Raw genomic sequence first — 15,101 nt, 5'->3', positions numbered from 1 at the left:
CCAGGGCTGCGCTACGAGAGGTAGGGGCGGACCGGTCAGTGGGCGGCGTCGAACGCCTCTACGACCGCAGCCGGAATCCGGCCCCGGGCACTGACCTCGTACCCGTTGCCGTTGGCCCACTCACGAATCGCCCGCGTCTGCTCCGGATCACGCTTCGACGACTTCTTCGAGGCGGCCTCAGCGGCGGCGCGGACAGCAGAGGTGTGCCCACTGCGCTTACGGCCGCCGACCTTCGCCGCGTGCTCGATGTAGTAGCCGAGCGTCTTGCGGAACTCTTTCGCGTTCTTGTCCTTCAGGTCGATGGCGTAATCGACGCCGTCGACGGAGAACTCGATCGACTCCCCGGCGCCGTCGGCGATGACGCTCCCGTCGATGTCATCGGTCAGCTCGACGATCAGATTCTTGGCCACGGTGCGGTGTACCCGTCTTTCCTCAATTAAATGGTCGACAAATGCCTGCTCACCGTCCCACAATCACACCATCCGATACCGCGACCGGGCCGGTGTGTCGGCGCGCGGTGCGCCGCGGGAACCACCGGACAACCGAGTGCGTCCAACCCGGCATGAACCACGACGACGACCGTGCCGGCCTCGTCCTCGCCGGCGACGGCCACGGTCCCGAGGATCCCGCTCTGCGGGCCGCACACGACCACGTCACCGCCGTCCTACGAGCGCACCGCCACCTCACCATCGCCCCCGGGCGACTCCGCGACTGGTACCGCACCACCGCCCTCACCAGACTTCAGAGCGCCCCCGATCCGAACTAGAACACATGTTCGATACTTGCTAGCCTGGCGGTGCGGGGCTGAGTGGCGGTCGAACCGACGGTTCGACCCGGGAAGCACTCGGCCCCGCATCACCACCACAGAACAACACCGGGGAGCGCCATGACCCGCGTCTACTGGTCAGAGAACGCCCGCCGCCTGCGAGAACACGCCGCCGCCGACGCCGAACGGCGCACCGCAGACACCGGCGAAGCCCACAAACCCGACCCCGCCGTCATGCGCATCGCCAGCTCCTGCGACGCCGCCACCTACTGCCCCGACCGACCCAACCCCCGCCTCGAAAAGCAGGTCGCCGCCGCGCTCGCCACCCGGCCTGCAGCCAGCCCCCACACCGGGAACTTCGACCTCAGCAGCAGCCCCGGCCACCGACCCGACACACCACGGCCCTGACCGCGCACCTGCTCGCCGACGCCGGCCTCATGGACGAAGACCTGTCGGTCCCCGGCGATAAGATCACCGGCTGTGCAAACAGGCGACCGCGTCAAACTCCACGCCCACGGCGTCACCACCTTCGAGATCACCGAACTTGACGACACCCACTCCACCATCACCCCCAGCGAAACCCACGCAGACGCACCCGGCGCCTACCCCTTCCGCATCCTCCGCGCCGGCCTCGTCCCCGCGAACACCGACGAGCAATGAGCTCGCTCCGCTCGCACCGTGCCACCCATCGCTAGTCCACCAAGAACCCATGGACAACCGGATCGCGGCGGGCTGACCGCAGGAGCTTTGAATGCAGACGCAGTGAGGGGCCGCCTCATACGAGACGGCCCCTCACTGGGTCCACACATTCAAATTGGGCCGCGATCAGGTCGCGCCCGAGCCTCCAGCTCGTCGAGATCGGGAACGTCGGAGCATCACACTGACCAGGGCGATAACAGCAACCACGACACACGCCACCACCAGCGGCCACAGCCCCACCGACGACCACAAGAAGACACTGCCCGCCAGTCCGAGACCGATCAACCCACCGCAGATCAAAAAGATCGGGGACCGGCGAGCTTCCGGAACCGACTCCCCCCGTCTCACGGAGTTCATCGGTGGTAACGACTCAGTCATGACATCCATCCTCACAGATCAGCCGCAGTTGGACGCAGCAACGGTGTAGAAACCCTCGTTCGTTTTGAACAAATCCTTCTGGTAGCACGAATTCGGATCGAAGTTCGGCTGGCTCGTCAACGCATTGTAGATCGCGGCGACTGCTGCTGCTCCACCAAAAGTGCAGCAAGGCCGAGAACTGCATCAGCAATCCTGCCCGGTGCGCCCAAGGCTTTGACACCACTTCGGAATGCCGCCGAGCACCCGACAACGATGCCACCGATCGCGGCAGCATTGAACGCGAAAGCGACAGCATTGGCTTCGTACCCGTACAGATTCAGGTACACGCTGGTTCCGTACGTCAACCTAGGGTCAGCTGTCACGGGATACGCAACACCCGCGCCAGGCGCAACAGTCTGAGTGATCGTCATGCCCTCGAGCGAGTAACTGGTCTCCACATCCACCCCGTTGGCGTCCTTCGCCCACGGCGCAGCGATCCTCCCCGCGACCACATCGACACCCTCCGCCGAGGCGAAGATCTCGACTGCCCCATCAGCTGCCAATCGCGTCGACAACCCCTCTGGGACCGTGAGGTCGAACGCGTACGAAGTGGGTGCTTCCGCATTCGGGATCACGACCGATTGACGCACCTCGGACGGCCCGACCGCCTCGGAAACTACTGTAGCTGCGCCGATATCGGACACCGCTTGATCCGCAACGACGCGCGTACCACTCGAATCGACAGGACTGATGGTGACCGAAGAACCACTGGAACTCGTCGCCGTCGCCGACGCTTCACCTGCCACAGCCACCGAAGCGCCCGATGCGGCGAGACCGACACCCGACGGCTGACCTGCTGCCTCGGTCGCCTCATCCACGGCCGCGACCACCTGCTGATCTTGAAGCTCCGCCGGCTGCGCCTGCGCAGTCGACGCCGCCATCACGACGGCAAACACAGTCGACGCGCTGACCAGCGCGATCGAAGATCTCTTGAACATACGACTCTCTTGAGGATCGGCATCGCAGCACTTCTCACACTTCGTCCGAACCACCAGGCAAGCACCTCAAATGCCAACGAATGGACGCGTACGCAGACGTAGAAGTATGCAAATAACTGCATGATTGAAATGGGGCAACAACAAAAACGTACCCCCATGGGAGTCGCTTGGCATCGTTATTCGCTGAACAATGAACCAACTGAGCAATAGGGCATAAGCACGAAAACGGACACGCGTCAGCTCAGTAACCGGGTAATGGCCAATAAAAATGCTTTATTCGGTGCATCGCCCAGAGGTGTGACTATGCCTTGAGTTCTGACACTTCGCCTTGCTTCATTACAAGCCTCGCGGCCACAGTCATGCAGTGGTGCGCATCGTTGTCGCTGTGCCGTCGTCCGTAACGCGAAGCGACGTCGAGAACATGGAATGCCGGGCTACCGCGACCCGCGGGACGTGGTCCGGCTCCGTCGCTCCCGCACAATCGCCACCCGGCCGCGCCAGTGGAAGGTGGCAGCTCCGGGGAGTGGCCGGCAGTCCTCGGTCGCAGGCCGGCCGTGACCGTCCGGGCGTGGGCCACCCTGCGGGCGTCCACCTGAATGGAGCTCCGCTGCGCTCCGCACCCTGGAAGAGCATTCGTTCTTTCGACACATCTGGCTACTCCGATGCTGCGGCACTCCCTCCCTTACCGCCAACACCCGACCTCCGCTGCGCTCCGGCCCCTGCGGGGTCCGAAAACTTCCCCGAAAACGCCTCCGGCTGAGAACTTTCCGCCTCGAATGCTGGCGCCGGTCACTCGCACCGCCTCCTCTGCGCCACGCCAGATGACGGCGAAAGAACGTGGTGAGGGACAAGAACCGAGCCACATGAGTCCCAGAGAGGAAGCACCAGTCATGCGCGCACAGCACCCGTCCACCGCAGACGAGATCGACATCCTCGTTAACAAGCAGGGCGCCCCCAAGATCCGCCGCACCGTCAAACGAGCCAGCGCCCGCTACGACCGCCGCAGCGCACGCCGCGCACTCCGATCCTGACCGTCCCCCAGCCACACACCACCCGAAAGGTTCACCATCATGACGCAACCCCGCATCACCCTCACCAGCGCAGCCCAGGTCATCGCCGCCATCCCCGCAGCCCTGCGGCACGTCCCCACCGAGTCCATCGTCGTGCTCGCGTTCACCGGCAAGATCCTCACCTTCGCCGCCCGGTTCGACCGCATCGACGTCGCCGCCCAGGCCCACACGATGACCGACGTCCTGCGTCGCCACCACATCGAGGCGGTCGTCATCGTCACCATCGCAGACCGACCCGGCAAGAAAGCGGCCGCCGTCGAGAACCTGGTCGTCGCCGGAATCCTCGCCACCGCCGTCGACGTGATCGGCACCTACTGGGTCCCCACCCTCGCCGAACCGGCCACCGCCCAGGACCTCGACACCCTCGCCACGTTCGACGTCGACCCCATCGCCTCCGAACTGGCCGCCACCACCGTCGAAGCCGGAACGGCCATCGAAGGCAGCCGCACCGCGATCGGCAACCGCTACGCCCAGGCCGAGGAGATCCACCCGGCCGAGCACGCCGACGCCGCGCAGGTACTCGAGGACCTGGCCGCAGTCGTCTACGCCGACGAGCTGCCCGACACCGACCTCATCGCCCGCACCGCCGCCGTCATCACCGCACTGCCCGTCCGCGACGCGATGTTCCGGCTCCCGCTCTACGGCAGCACATCCGCGCACACCGTCATGGCCACCATCGCCCGCCACACCCGCGCAGAAGCCCGCATCCAGGCACTCAGCATCGCCGGGTGGCTCTGCCACCGCGCCGGAGACGGAGCGGCCGCGAACATCGCCTACGACGCGGCAGAAAACGAAGCGACCAGCGCAGGCATCGCCACCCCGTCACTGCTCCGCCTACTCCGTCAGGCACAAGACGCCGCCATGAGCCCCACCGAGATCCGGACCCTCGACGTCGACGCCGAGACTGTCCGCGCCACCACCGGCGCGCACCTGCCCGGGGCACCCGACCGGGAATAGAGCACGGGCCGGGCGGCTCCCGCAGCGAGGGGGGACGCCCGGCCACCGGCGGGGGTAGCCGGCGATCGGGCATCGAGCCCTCACACCGACCTCGACGCACCCACCACCGAGCGAACCTCTCGCCACCGAGCGGGGCCGGCCACCGCGATCACAGGTCGGGCATGTCCTCCGGCACCCACACCAGTTCCACAGCGCCCGGGGCAGCGGCACGGGGCAGCGTCTCCTCGACAGGCACCCCCGACACCATCGCCTCGACCGCCAGATCTGACGGTGCACTCCGATCCAACGCCATCGCCACCAAATCCGACTCCACACGCGAATACGTCATCCCGCGATCCTAGACGAACGCCACGAAAAAACATTGCCGCCGGTGAGAAAGTGCAATCAAATAACCCGCCGAAACGGGACCGAATGACATTCACGAACACCGTCATATCGCTTGCAGCGCAGTAGAAACGACCCGTCTATCGTTACCGAATAAATACCGTACAGCGGTGGAAACAAGCCCGGTCGTGAAATAGAATAGAATCACTCCACCGAATAGTCGAAAGGCGCGAGCCGTGTCCGGAATCACCGTCTACACCAAGCCCAACTGCCAGCAGTGCCGGGCCACGTTCCGGGCACTCGACAAGGCCGGCCTCGACTACACCGCCGTCGACATCAGCATCGACACCGAAGCCCGCGACTACGTCCTCGCCCTCGGATACCTTGCCGCACCCGTCGTGGTCGCCGGACCCGACACCCACTGGTCAGGACATCGGACGAGCCGCATCGAGCAGCTCGTCGCCGCCGCCTGACCGAACGGCACAGTCCACCACCGACCGAAGGAGACTCCCATGGCGCACCTCGCGTTCGATTACCAGCCCGACCACGACTTCATCGCCGCCCAGATCGAAGCGGACCGCGCCGCCGAAACCACCAGTGCCGTCGTCATCCCCGGACCCTGGACCACCCACCCGGCCGCCGACTCCACCGACACCCGGTAAGGCCAGACGTCATGAGCGCACTACGGGCAGTCCCCGAACCCGAACAAAACCCGACCGACCCGGTCCTCGACCTCGCACCCGACGCCGCGGACCCCGGCGCCGACACCAGCGCCGGCCTCGACCCGCGGACCGACCCGGAATCGCTGACCCTCTGCGCGCTCATGTGGTCCACAGACACCGCCTCCGCCGCCCGGGTCACCGACGCCCTCGTGCCGGCCGACTTCGCCGAGCCCGCCTACGCGGAACTGTTCACCGTCATCGCCGACCTCATCACCAGCGGACAGCCGCACGACCCCGCCTCCGTCGCCGCCGTCCTGCACCGAGCCGGGGGAGGGCAGAAGGACGCACCGCTGCGCCGAGCACTCGCGGACGTCGTCACCGCCGACACCACCGGATCCTCCGCCGCCGTGCACTACGCCGACATCGTGCTCTCCCAGTCCTACCGGCGGTCCTTCCACATCACCGGACAACGACTCATCCAGGCCGCCGAACAAGGCCCCGAAGACGAACTGTTCGACTACATGGTCGAACTCGGCACCGCACAGCGCGCAGCGTGGAAGCGGCTCAACACCTTCCGAGCCGGAGGAGCGCACGCATGAACAGCGACGAGCTCGACGCCGCGGGGCCGGACCGGTACCTCACCGCCGACGGGACGCTCACCGCCGACGGTGACGACGCAGGCCGGTGGCTCGACACCGAACACGCACATGGCACCGACTGGAACACCCTCGCCGACACCCTCGAGATGCACCCCCGCGTCGCCCGGCACCTACACACCCTCTGGTGCGCCGCTCGCGACCGGGCTGTCGACGAGGCGCAACACGCTCTGTTTTGAGGGGTCCGACCACGTGAGCGCCCCTCTGTTCCTCGAGTTCTCCGGGCTCGGTGGAAACCCGTTTCGGACTGGTTACGCAAATACGACGAGGCCCCGGATGGCGTGCCATCCGGGGCCTCGTCGATGTATCTAGCAGAGCGTCTTGGTGCCGGTCTGATACAGCGACCCGTTCGTGCTCAACTGGAGCTTGGCGTAGAACTTCACGCATTCGCCGCCTGGCGCCCACACCATCGGGGTCCAATAGGCGTCGGGGCTGCGGCCGTAGGAGGGCGAGTACTGCCAGCCGGTCCGGTTGGACCAGATTCCGGCTTCGCTCGCCCTGTTCGTTGCCCCCGTCACCTTGACCCAGTTGGTCCCGCAGCTCGGGCTGTAGCGGACCTGTACGGTGCCACCACCGAAGACGTAGCTTTCCCACACTGTCTGCGCCCCGTTCGCGCAGCCCGTCGATAGCGGATCACCGCTCGTCGGAGCAGCAGACGCGGGACTTGCCAAACCGAATATCGACGACGCGGCGATTGCCACCGCTGCCAAGCCGATTCTCAACTTTCTCATGATGAGACCCCTCTGTGAACCTCGCGGATGGCCGGCGTCTCGGCCCCCCGTCGTGTTGGTGCAATTAGCATCAGCCCGGGGACAATTGATAGGCGATAGGCAATATCGCGGGGTGGGGGACTCGATGAACGCAGCACGCAGCGGACGTCCGAAAGAGCCACGGCTACACCTGACGTCGAGACAGCGGTTCGGGCATCAGCTGTACCTGTTACGGCGGGCCAAGGGCTGCGCGACGCAACGGCAAGCTGCTCAACTTCTCGACTGTTCGCAACCGACGATCAGCCACGCAGAGCGGGGGCTGACGGTGCCGAGTGAGCGTGTCGTTGTCGAGTGGGACCGCACCCTGGATGCCGACGGACTCCTGCATGCACTCTACGAAGACATCGTGGCGGACGATCGCGAGAAACAGCTTCATCAGACCAGCGCGGCGAGCAGGGGCAACACGGGTGGCGACCAACCGATTCGCCCAATTCCCGGTGATGCGTCCGAGTTCGTCTGTGACGTAACGATCCCTGACGGCACGCTCATGACGCCGTTACAGAAATTCACGAAGATCTGGCGCGTCCGCAACGCGGGAGAGGTGCCGTGGTCTGATCGGTACCTCCAACGGCAAGGCTCCACCGGATCTGTCGGGCAGGTGCACTCACCGCGAGCCACACCTGTGCCCGACACCGACCCCGGAGAGCTCGTCGACCTCACCGTTGACTGTCGGGCACACGTACTCGAGGGATCGTCCATCGCCTACTTCAAATTCGCCGATGCGAAAGGACACTTGTTCTTTCCGGACAGGTACGGAGCAGGGGTGGTTCTGGAGATCCGTGTGCACGGCACCCTCGACGCCTACAAGAACCTTTGAGTCGCACCGGACCGTCGCCGGCACATCACGACGCCACCTGACCGCCGGTGCCGCCCTGCCCGCGCACGCGGTCGCGGTACCCCCGGCCGGCGGTGTGTTCGGCGGTGATGAACGCCTCGACGTCGATACCGCCGTCCGGCGTCCGGTGCGGGAACGTATCGGGGACGTACCCGCACCCGGGCAACGGGGCGAGCGCGAACGCGTGGTCGTAGATCGGTTCGAGATCCCCGTCGTCGAAGAACTCCGTCTCCTCCGTCGACACCACCACCGGCACCGATTCCCGCAGGCCCATCCTCCGCGCCTTCTTCGTCGCCGCCGCGGTCCAGGCGGCGAGGTAGGCGTCGGTGTCCGCGGCGTAGAGCCGGTCGACGGCGACAAGCTCGGCACCGAGCTCGGTCACCGCCGAGGACGGTAGGTCGGCCGGCCGCATCGCCGCCCGGATGCTCGTTCGGTCCCTGTGCCACAGTTCCTGGATCCCGTAGTCGGAGAGCTGTTGGTCGCGGGTCTCGAGGTAGAGCACCACCGGCGCCGTCCGCTTCGCCAACGGCAACTGCGGGTCGGTCCCGAACGCCGCCAGTGCGGCGACGTGCTGCGCCGACTCGGACTGCGGCGACGCCGCCAACAACGTGTCGGTGCCGCCGACGTTCGCCGCCGCCGACGCGGCCAGCTCCAACACGGCGGCGACGTCCACGCTGCGGGTCTGCGCGATGCGGGTGAGGACGGAGGAGATCGCGTGCGCTGCCTGGTCGGGGTGGTCGAGATCCGCGAGTACCGATTCGGTGGACCCGACGATGTTGCGGGTCGGTCGTCCCGGGCCGTTGCCGTCGATGGTGACGAGTTGGATCATCACGTCGTCGACCCCACGGTCGGGGAGCGTCTGCACCTGGTGGCGGATGAACTCGTGCGCGCCGACGTCGTCGACGAACACCCCGTGCGCCAACGGTGTGCGGCCGGGTTCCCCGGCGGGGGTGCGCCGCCACACCGTGGCTTCGATGCCGCCGCTCATGCCGCGCTCGACTCGTCGACAGCGGTCTGCTCGGTGCCGGCCGCCGTGTCGTCGGCGGGAGTGCTGGTGTCCCGAGGCCGGCCGGACGCGGTGTCGGTGCTACGTCCGCGGCCGCCGGTGGTGCGGGCGGCGCGCTTGCTGGGGCGGGCGACGGAGTCCGGGACGGACAGGCCCGCCTTTCGGAGTTCGGCGACGGTCCACCCGCCAGCAACTGCGGTGCGGAACGCTGCGGTCTCAGCGGCCGCGAGCGCAGCTTCCCGTGCTTGCGCCGCGCGGACATCTTCGGCGGCGGCGGCGCGGTCGTTCTGCGCGGTGACGATGGCGTCGATGTGGGCGAGGCGGTCGTTCAGCGCGGCCTCGGCGGCGGCGCGCACGGCGGACGGGTCGACAGGAGTGACAGTGGTGACAGACATGATGCGTGCCTTCCGGGAGCGGTCAGTCCGGGTGAGTCACCGCGATCCGCGTGCTGCGCACGCGTCTGCTCGACTCACCCATGGAGGGGGACTGACCGGGGCGGCCCGCACGGCGTCCCGATCACCAACGACTGTAGGAGGTGGTGCGCTTGCACGTCCACCCGGTCGACACGCTCGACTTGAGCTGGTTAGCGACTGGGCGGTGGACTGAAACCGTCTGGCCACGTGGTGGTGGCGTCGTACTTGATGTCGGCGAGGTTCGAAAAGGGAAGTCCTGACGCCCCGGTGAAGTCGGCGCCAGTGAGCGTGGCCTCTGTGAAGTCGGCGTACGTCGCGTCCGCATAACGGAAGATCGCGCCGGTCAGATCAGCTCGGATGAAGGCTGCGCCGTCAGTCTCGAATCCTTTCGTTGGCGCATCAGGAACAGATTCGTCGGGGAAGTAGAGCCTGGCGCCGGTCAGATCGGCGCCGACCAGAATGGCATCAGTCAGGTTGCATGTACCGAGTGTCGTCTGCCGCAGACATGCCCTAGTCAAGTCAGCTCCAGCGAACGATGTGTAGAGGGGACTACAGCCGACCAAGTCGGCTGCCCTCATGTGCGCCGCATCGAAACTGGTGGCGTGCATATTCGCGCTGGCGATCTTTCCGAGCTGGCGCGGACTGGGGGCCGCGGCGTTCTTGTGGCGCATCGAGTCCTCCAGGTCTTCGTTGAATTTGTTGGGCCGGCTCAGCTCCATCGACAGCACCGCCCCGTTCAGTTCAGTCCCGCGAAACCTTGTGTTGCGTAACTCGGCATTGACAAGATGAATCCCGTCCAGCTGCTGGAGATTTAGCTTCACGCCTTTGAGGTTGAAGTAGCGACCGCGCCATTCGCCGTTCCTCTCGGTTCTAGGCGCAGCGCCGTACTGGGTCCTCTGCTGAATAGACGTCACGATGGCAGCACGCACGTCGCGTTCCTGAGGATCAAGTCTGTGGGTTTTTGCGCGGAGGTAGGCACAAAGCAGGTCGACACACACCTGTTGCTCACGCGTGTGATTCGCACCCAGCCCCCAATCATCGGCCAGTGACGCCAGTGCATAAACCCCGGCGAGCCGGGTTGCGCTCGACTGGTCTCCCAGTTGCTCCGCGGCGGTCGTATATCGCTCGTGCAATGCCTTGACTCGTTCGTCACGCAACGTGTCCTCCGCGGTGGATTGTCTGCGGTAGGCGATCAGAGCTGCGGCGCCGAGTCCCGCAACTCCAAGCAGTGTGGCTGTGGTCCTGGCGGCATCGAAAAACGCGCTTCGATCGGCAGAGACTATGAAATCCCACGCGTGATACGGCTGGTCGGTCTGCAACCACAAGAAGTAGTGGAACGTTGCTGCGACTGCGAGTATCCAGGCCAACGTTCCGCCACCGACCAAGCGCGCGAGTTTCACCGCTTCATCATTGCCGAGAGTTCCGTGCACACGGTTGGCCCCAGCCGTGGACCGACCGTGTTCCTCGTGTGGATGTCCGAGATTTCCCGGTCGCTGTGCTCGATCTCAGGCACCCACAGTCGGGGTCGGACCCACCACCGGGGACAACCGCGGGCCGCGCAGCTCTCGCGGCCCGGTGCGGAACTCGCTGCGCTCGTCCTGAGCGTCTTCCACGGCGACCCGCTCTGCGCGCTCCTCGGCCCACCGTCGTGCCCCAGGCGGAGCAAGCTATTACTTGGGTGCCCTAAACATGGCGGTTTCGGCGGACCCCTGCCACACTGGGCGTGTGGGTCCCCGGTCGGGGTCGCTGCGCTGGGCATTCGGGACGGTTCGAGACGTGAGGAGCGGGTGGTGAGCGAGAGCAGAGCGGACTGGCTGCGCAGCCGCCAGTCCAACGTCGTCGGCGGCCGGGTGCACCGGCATGTGGTGAAGCTGACCGACGAGCAGGAACTCGCCGTGCAGGCCGCTGCTCGGGTGCAGGGTGTGACGGTGGCGCGGTTGCTGGCGGACTCGGCGCTCAAGGCGCCGCGGGCATCGGTCTCGCGTGAGGATCTGACGGAGTTGTTCGCTGTCACCAAGCTCATCGCGGCGCTCGGGCGCAACGTCAACCAGCTCGCGAAGGTCGCCAACGCGACGGGGGAGTTGGCGCCGGAGACGGAGGCGACGCTAGCGTCGGTGCTCCGGGTCTTCGACCGGATCCGCACTCTGCCGCGGGAGCTGACCGGCACGTGATCCCGAACATCACGCGCGGCGCGAAGATGACGGGACTGGTGTCGTACCTCGCCGGTCCCGGACGGTCGAACGAGCACGAGAACCCGCACATCGTCGCCGGCCACGAAAGCGTCATTCTGCGTGCACCGACCGGAGAGCTGTCACACGCCGAGGCGATCGAGCTGGCGCACGAGATCGACACAGCTCGGGTCGTGTTCGGCACCGAGGTCTCGTACACGAACCGCCGCCGGATGAACGCAGCAATCGACGATGGCACGCCCCGGTCGGTCGCGCTCGCTGATGCAACGAGTGACCGCAACGTCTGGCACTGCTCGCTCTCGCTCAATCCCGACGAGGGGGAGTTGTCGGACGAGAAGTGGGGCGCCATCGCGGGCGACTTCATGCGCGAGATGGGCTTCGACGACCCGGACTCTCCCCGCCCGTCTGCGCGGTGGGTGGCGATCCGGCACGGCAAGACCACCGCGGGTGGCGACCACATCCACATCGCCGCATCCGCGGTCCGCGAGGACGGCACGAAGGTCGACACCTTCAACGACTTCACGCGCGCACAGGCCGCGTGCAACACCCTCGAACGCACCCATGGTCTGGTGGTGTTGACGTCTCGGGAGAACGACCGCGGCACCCGCGGCACCAAGCCGGCGGAAGCAGCTCGCGCCACCCGTGCCGGGGCAACGGAGACGTCGCGGGCACTACTGGAACGCACAGTGCGTGCGTGCGCCACAGCGTCGAAGACCGAGGCCGAGTTCGTGCGTCGACTGCGCGCACACAAGATGCTCCTGCGCCCCCGCTACGACACCGGAACCACCGGCACCGTGATCGGGTACTCGGTCGCCACCACGCCTACAGCCGCCGCGCGAGCCGCTGGCACCAAGCCCGTCTGGTACGGCGGCGGCCGCCTGGCGAAAGACCTGACGCTGCCTCGACTGCGCGACGAGTGGGACACCACCGGGACCGCACCGCAAGACGCGGCAGCGGAGTGGTCCGCCGCTCGTCGCGGTTCCGCGGTGACGATCACGGCGGGCCGCGAGCGTGCGACGATCGATCCCGCGTTGGTGGCGCGTGCGGCGCAGGACATCGGCAAGTGGAACACCTACCTGGCGTCGATCCCGGTCGAGGACACCGCACAGTGGGCGCGCGCAGCCGGCCGCACCGCGGGAGTGTTCGCTGCGTGGTCCGCGCGGGTGGAGCCGACACCCGGTCCTCTGGCTGCAGCGTCGCGAACGTTGACCGAGTCGTCGCAAATTCCCGCGCACAAACGCGCGACACCGCCTGCGAAGACCGTGACCGCCAGCGGCGCCGCACTGATCCTATTGCAGATGACGACCGACGACGCGGTGGCGGCAGCATTGCTGTTGCTGCGGCAGTTGACGAAGACTGTCGAAGCGATCGCAGGTGCCCACCGTGCCAGCGGCGATCTCGTCCGTGCGCGCGCCCTCGAAGCGGTGGCGACGACACAACTAACTGCGGTGCACTCCAGACTGCAGCGCGACGCGCGGACTGACTCCGCGGCAGTCTCTGTGGTCACGACGGAACGTGCGAAGCCGTTGACGATGCAGCAGCGGCGGGACGCGTACGACGCACAGATCGACGAGCGGGACGACATCTCCGACGACCTCAAGGACGTCCTGAAGGGGCACTTCGCCGACAACGTCGGAATCCCGGCAGCAGGTGCCCGCCCCGGCCCGACTCGCCCAGCAACGGCTACGTCGGATCGAAACAGCGGCCGCGAAGCCAACGGTCGAGATGAGAGGCTCGAGAGGTGACCGGTCATTGGACCTTGCCAGACTCCGTCTCACCTTGCCTACCCCAACATATAGCGGCGAGCAGCAGCAACTGCTCGTTCGACGTGCTGTGGATGGTGCGCGTGAAGGACGCCGCGTAGCGAAGGCGGTGCCGGATGCGGTGCCGGATGCGGTCACACAAGATGCCACGGATTCACGTCGGTTCCCATCAGTGCGGCACCGCGGAGCCTCGCGGAAGCCTCGGAGTGCGGGCGAATGATGTTCTGCCTTGCCGTTCGTCAGTTGCGCCTCGTTGCGTCACGGCACCAAGATGCAAGTGCTCTCGATTTTCACCCGTGGCCCCCGGACCGCCAGGATGTGCCCGTCTCCTGCTCGAAGACCGCGCGGACATCGACTGTGTCGTAGACGATTCGAAGCGCCGCGATGCGGCCGTCGTCGGCGAGTTCGGCAAGGTCGACCACGTCGAACGGGGCGGCAGCACCTGACGGGAATCGCCAGTCGAAGTGGAACCAGAACGACACCAGTGGCGTGCCGTCGACACCGTGCCCCTCCGTCACACCTCGAAGGCTGAGCTTCGCACTCCCCGTGTCGGCGAAGAGTGCTTGATAGAACTCTCGCGCTGGTCGGGGGCCGTAGAGCGGTGAATGCACCACAGCAGTGGGTGCGAACAGTTGCAATAACGCAGTGAGGTCGGCGCGTTCGAGTGCATCGAGGTAAGACGCGACGAGCTGGGGTGCGGTGGGGTTCATCGGCGAACACTACGTACCTCGGATGGACACATTTGGATGGGCACCCACTCGTGGGTGTCTGAGTGTTTCCCGATCTTTCGAGGGCGAGGGCGTAGTCGTCCCGCATTGCACGGGTCCGGCCGATCGACCTGCGCGGCCGTCGACATCACGGACGCATCGCCGCCAGGACCAGGTCGACATATCGGTACCACACGTCGAGATCTCGGACATCGAGGTCGACCAAGGTGCGCACGCAACCGGCGAAGAGGATTCGCAGATCCACGCCGGTCGCGTCGCTGCGGAACGAGCCCTGTTCGCGGGCGAGCGTCACGATTCTGTCGGCTCGTCGAGCCGTGTCCGTTTCGTCGACGATCACCTCGACCCCCGCGAGCACGTCTACCATCAGTCGGTCGTTGACGAACCGGTCCGAGGCGGACCGGAGGAAGAGCCGCATCGCCTGCCACGCGTCTGTCTCGGCGGTGACTTCGGCCACGGTCAAGAGTTGCTCGAACCACTCGACGTGAAGTTGTGCCAGCGCCTCGACCAGACTGGCCTTTGTGGCGTAGCTGCGGTACACGGTTGCTTTACCGACGCCGGCGCGCTCCGCGATCTCGGGAATGGTCGCGTTGAGCCCGCGCTCTGTGAAGACCTCGATGGCCGCGTGCAGGATGCGTTCGTGGTTGCGGCGCGCGTCGGCACGCTTGCCCGCCCACACCCCGTCACCGTCCGACTCGGCGGCTCCGTGCCGGGTGGTGGGTGCCATGGAGCACTCCTTTCCGTAGATCTGTACAGGGATGCATCGATGCGCGCTCGGTCCAGTGTGGGCCATCACCCCGAACCACATGTGGACCCTTGAGTCCACTTGAGGTAGCCTGACTCTAACCGGACTATGGGGTCCACAACAGTAGGGGGAGTGATCGAGCATGGCCTGGCACCTGTTTCGACTG

20 protein-coding genes are annotated in these 15,101 nt (G+C 66.2%); 11 read left to right on the top strand and 9 right to left on the bottom strand.

Features of this window, described 5'->3' with window-relative positions:
* Positions 1-35 precede the first annotated feature (35 nt).
* A complete protein-coding gene (locus tag J4E04_RS18910) occupies positions 36-410 on the bottom strand; it encodes a histone-like nucleoid-structuring protein Lsr2 (protein ID WP_490150578.1) in 375 nt (124 codons plus the stop codon).
* A gap of 152 nt (positions 411-562) precedes the next feature.
* On the opposite strand from J4E04_RS18910, the gene J4E04_RS18905 reads away from it, so the two are divergent.
* The 3 genes from J4E04_RS18905 (at position 563) to J4E04_RS18895 (ending at position 1,426) form a co-directional block, all read left to right on the top strand.
* A complete protein-coding gene (locus J4E04_RS18905; RefSeq protein WP_490149331.1) occupies positions 563-766 on the top strand; it encodes a hypothetical protein in 204 nt (67 codons plus the stop codon).
* A 120-nt stretch (positions 767-886) separates the two neighbouring features.
* Complete coding sequence (locus J4E04_RS18900; RefSeq protein WP_490149330.1) at positions 887-1,174, top strand: hypothetical protein; 288 nt, start codon at positions 887-889, stop codon at positions 1,172-1,174.
* 72 nt (positions 1,175-1,246) lie between these two features.
* On the top strand, positions 1,247-1,426 hold the full coding sequence (locus J4E04_RS18895) for a hypothetical protein (protein WP_490149329.1): 180 nt from the start codon (positions 1,247-1,249) through the stop codon (positions 1,424-1,426).
* Positions 1,427-1,959: 533 nt separating this feature from the next.
* Here J4E04_RS18895 and J4E04_RS18890 read toward each other — a convergent pair.
* A complete protein-coding gene (locus J4E04_RS18890; protein ID WP_490149328.1) occupies positions 1,960-2,820 on the bottom strand; it encodes a hypothetical protein in 861 nt (286 codons plus the stop codon).
* A gap of 1,070 nt (positions 2,821-3,890) precedes the next feature.
* Between J4E04_RS18890 and J4E04_RS18885 the strand changes: the two genes are divergently transcribed.
* On the top strand, positions 3,891-4,847 hold the full coding sequence (locus J4E04_RS18885; RefSeq protein WP_490149327.1) for a DUF4192 family protein: 957 nt from the start codon (positions 3,891-3,893) through the stop codon (positions 4,845-4,847).
* A 148-nt stretch (positions 4,848-4,995) separates the two neighbouring features.
* Here J4E04_RS18885 and J4E04_RS18880 read toward each other — a convergent pair whose 3' ends face one another.
* A complete protein-coding gene (locus J4E04_RS18880) occupies positions 4,996-5,175 on the bottom strand; it encodes a hypothetical protein (protein ID WP_490149326.1) in 180 nt (59 codons plus the stop codon).
* 232 nt (positions 5,176-5,407) lie between these two features.
* Here J4E04_RS18880 and nrdH point away from each other — a divergent pair, with 232 nt between their 5' ends.
* The 4 genes from nrdH to J4E04_RS18860 are packed head-to-tail and all read left to right on the top strand — an operon-like array spanning position 5,408 to position 6,668.
* Complete coding sequence (nrdH, locus tag J4E04_RS18875) at positions 5,408-5,644, top strand: glutaredoxin-like protein NrdH (RefSeq protein ID WP_490149325.1); 237 nt, start codon at positions 5,408-5,410, stop codon at positions 5,642-5,644.
* 39 nt (positions 5,645-5,683) lie between these two features.
* On the top strand, positions 5,684-5,833 hold the full coding sequence (locus J4E04_RS18870) for a hypothetical protein (protein WP_490149324.1): 150 nt from the start codon (positions 5,684-5,686) through the stop codon (positions 5,831-5,833).
* An 11-nt stretch (positions 5,834-5,844) separates the two neighbouring features.
* Positions 5,845-6,432, top strand: coding sequence for a DnaB-like helicase N-terminal domain-containing protein (locus J4E04_RS18865; protein ID WP_490149323.1), 588 nt, complete (start codon positions 5,845-5,847; stop codon positions 6,430-6,432).
* Entirely contained in the window at positions 6,429-6,668 is a 240-nt protein-coding gene (locus J4E04_RS18860) for a hypothetical protein (protein WP_490149322.1), read from the top strand. Before J4E04_RS18865 ends, J4E04_RS18860 begins: the two co-directional genes overlap by 4 nt.
* Positions 6,669-6,797: 129 nt before the next feature.
* On the opposite strand, the gene J4E04_RS18855 is transcribed toward J4E04_RS18860, so the two are convergent.
* A complete protein-coding gene (locus J4E04_RS18855; RefSeq protein WP_490149321.1) occupies positions 6,798-7,220 on the bottom strand; it encodes a DUF2690 domain-containing protein in 423 nt (140 codons plus the stop codon).
* Between the two features lie 124 nt (positions 7,221-7,344).
* Here J4E04_RS18855 and J4E04_RS18850 point away from each other — a divergent pair, with 124 nt between their 5' ends.
* Positions 7,345-8,076 (top strand): NBR1-Ig-like domain-containing protein, encoded by a 732-nt coding sequence (locus tag J4E04_RS18850; RefSeq protein ID WP_490149320.1) that lies wholly within the window; start codon positions 7,345-7,347, stop codon positions 8,074-8,076.
* Positions 8,077-8,101: 25 nt separating this feature from the next.
* On the opposite strand, the gene J4E04_RS18845 is transcribed toward J4E04_RS18850, so the two are convergent.
* The 3 genes from J4E04_RS18845 to J4E04_RS18835 form a co-directional block, all read right to left on the bottom strand.
* A complete protein-coding gene (locus J4E04_RS18845; RefSeq protein ID WP_490149319.1) occupies positions 8,102-9,082 on the bottom strand; it encodes a hypothetical protein in 981 nt (326 codons plus the stop codon).
* Entirely contained in the window at positions 9,079-9,495 is a 417-nt protein-coding gene (locus J4E04_RS18840) for a hypothetical protein (protein WP_490149318.1), read from the bottom strand. The genes J4E04_RS18845 and J4E04_RS18840 overlap by 4 nt, the downstream gene beginning before the upstream one ends.
* 188 nt (positions 9,496-9,683) lie before the next feature.
* Positions 9,684-10,943, bottom strand: a complete 1,260-nt coding sequence (locus J4E04_RS18835; protein ID WP_490149317.1) for a pentapeptide repeat-containing protein — start codon at positions 10,941-10,943, stop codon at positions 9,684-9,686.
* 360 nt (positions 10,944-11,303) lie between these two features.
* Between J4E04_RS18835 and J4E04_RS18830 the strand changes: the two genes are divergently transcribed.
* Together J4E04_RS18830 and J4E04_RS18825 are read left to right on the top strand one after the other, a co-directional pair.
* Positions 11,304-11,684, top strand: coding sequence for a plasmid mobilization protein (locus tag J4E04_RS18830; RefSeq protein WP_490149316.1), 381 nt, complete (start codon positions 11,304-11,306; stop codon positions 11,682-11,684).
* Entirely contained in the window at positions 11,681-13,447 is a 1,767-nt protein-coding gene (locus J4E04_RS18825; RefSeq protein WP_490149315.1) for a relaxase/mobilization nuclease domain-containing protein, read from the top strand. Before J4E04_RS18830 ends, J4E04_RS18825 begins: the two co-directional genes overlap by 4 nt.
* Positions 13,448-13,755: 308 nt before the next feature.
* Here the strand turns inward: J4E04_RS18825 and J4E04_RS18820 are convergent, their stop codons facing one another.
* Together J4E04_RS18820 and J4E04_RS18815 are read right to left on the bottom strand one after the other, a co-directional pair.
* Positions 13,756-14,175: a nuclear transport factor 2 family protein gene (locus tag J4E04_RS18820; RefSeq protein WP_490149314.1), complete on the bottom strand. Its 420-nt coding sequence runs from the start codon at positions 14,173-14,175 to the stop codon at positions 13,756-13,758.
* Positions 14,176-14,320: 145 nt separating this feature from the next.
* Positions 14,321-14,917 carry a TetR/AcrR family transcriptional regulator gene (locus tag J4E04_RS18815; protein WP_490149313.1) on the bottom strand — a complete coding sequence of 199 codons (597 nt, stop codon included), beginning with the start codon at positions 14,915-14,917 and terminating at the stop codon, positions 14,321-14,323.
* Positions 14,918-15,101: the final 184 nt, after the last annotated feature.

It is taken from the genome of Rhodococcus sp. NFXS4 (genome assembly GCF_058139645.1).
The sequence above is the reverse complement of the archived record's forward strand: the minus strand, read 5'-3'. Positions and strand labels throughout refer to the sequence as shown.

Bases quoted from the DNA above. Each gene is read 5' to 3' on its own strand.
- J4E04_RS18905 (WP_490149331.1), top strand. From the start codon at position 563: ATGAACCACGACGACGACCGTGCCGGCCTCGTCCTCGCCGGCGACGGC.
- J4E04_RS18815 (WP_490149313.1), bottom strand. From the start codon at position 14,917: ATGGCACCCACCACCCGGCACGGAGCCGCCGAGTCGGACGGTGACGGG.
- J4E04_RS18820 (WP_490149314.1), bottom strand. From the start codon at position 14,175: ATGAACCCCACCGCACCCCAGCTCGTCGCGTCTTACCTCGATGCACTC.
- J4E04_RS18845 (WP_490149319.1), bottom strand. From the start codon at position 9,082: ATGAGCGGCGGCATCGAAGCCACGGTGTGGCGGCGCACCCCCGCCGGG.
- J4E04_RS18865 (WP_490149323.1), top strand. From the start codon at position 5,845: ATGAGCGCACTACGGGCAGTCCCCGAACCCGAACAAAACCCGACCGAC.
- J4E04_RS18880 (WP_490149326.1), bottom strand. From the start codon at position 5,175: ATGACGTATTCGCGTGTGGAGTCGGATTTGGTGGCGATGGCGTTGGAT.
- J4E04_RS18885 (WP_490149327.1), top strand. From the start codon at position 3,891: ATGACGCAACCCCGCATCACCCTCACCAGCGCAGCCCAGGTCATCGCC.
- J4E04_RS18870 (WP_490149324.1), top strand. From the start codon at position 5,684: ATGGCGCACCTCGCGTTCGATTACCAGCCCGACCACGACTTCATCGCC.
- J4E04_RS18855 (WP_490149321.1), bottom strand. From the start codon at position 7,220: ATGAGAAAGTTGAGAATCGGCTTGGCAGCGGTGGCAATCGCCGCGTCG.
- J4E04_RS18860 (WP_490149322.1), top strand. From the start codon at position 6,429: ATGAACAGCGACGAGCTCGACGCCGCGGGGCCGGACCGGTACCTCACC.
- J4E04_RS18890 (WP_490149328.1), bottom strand. From the start codon at position 2,820: ATGTTCAAGAGATCTTCGATCGCGCTGGTCAGCGCGTCGACTGTGTTT.
- J4E04_RS18850 (WP_490149320.1), top strand. From the start codon at position 7,345: ATGAACGCAGCACGCAGCGGACGTCCGAAAGAGCCACGGCTACACCTG.
- J4E04_RS18900 (WP_490149330.1), top strand. From the start codon at position 887: ATGACCCGCGTCTACTGGTCAGAGAACGCCCGCCGCCTGCGAGAACAC.
- J4E04_RS18840 (WP_490149318.1), bottom strand. From the start codon at position 9,495: ATGTCTGTCACCACTGTCACTCCTGTCGACCCGTCCGCCGTGCGCGCC.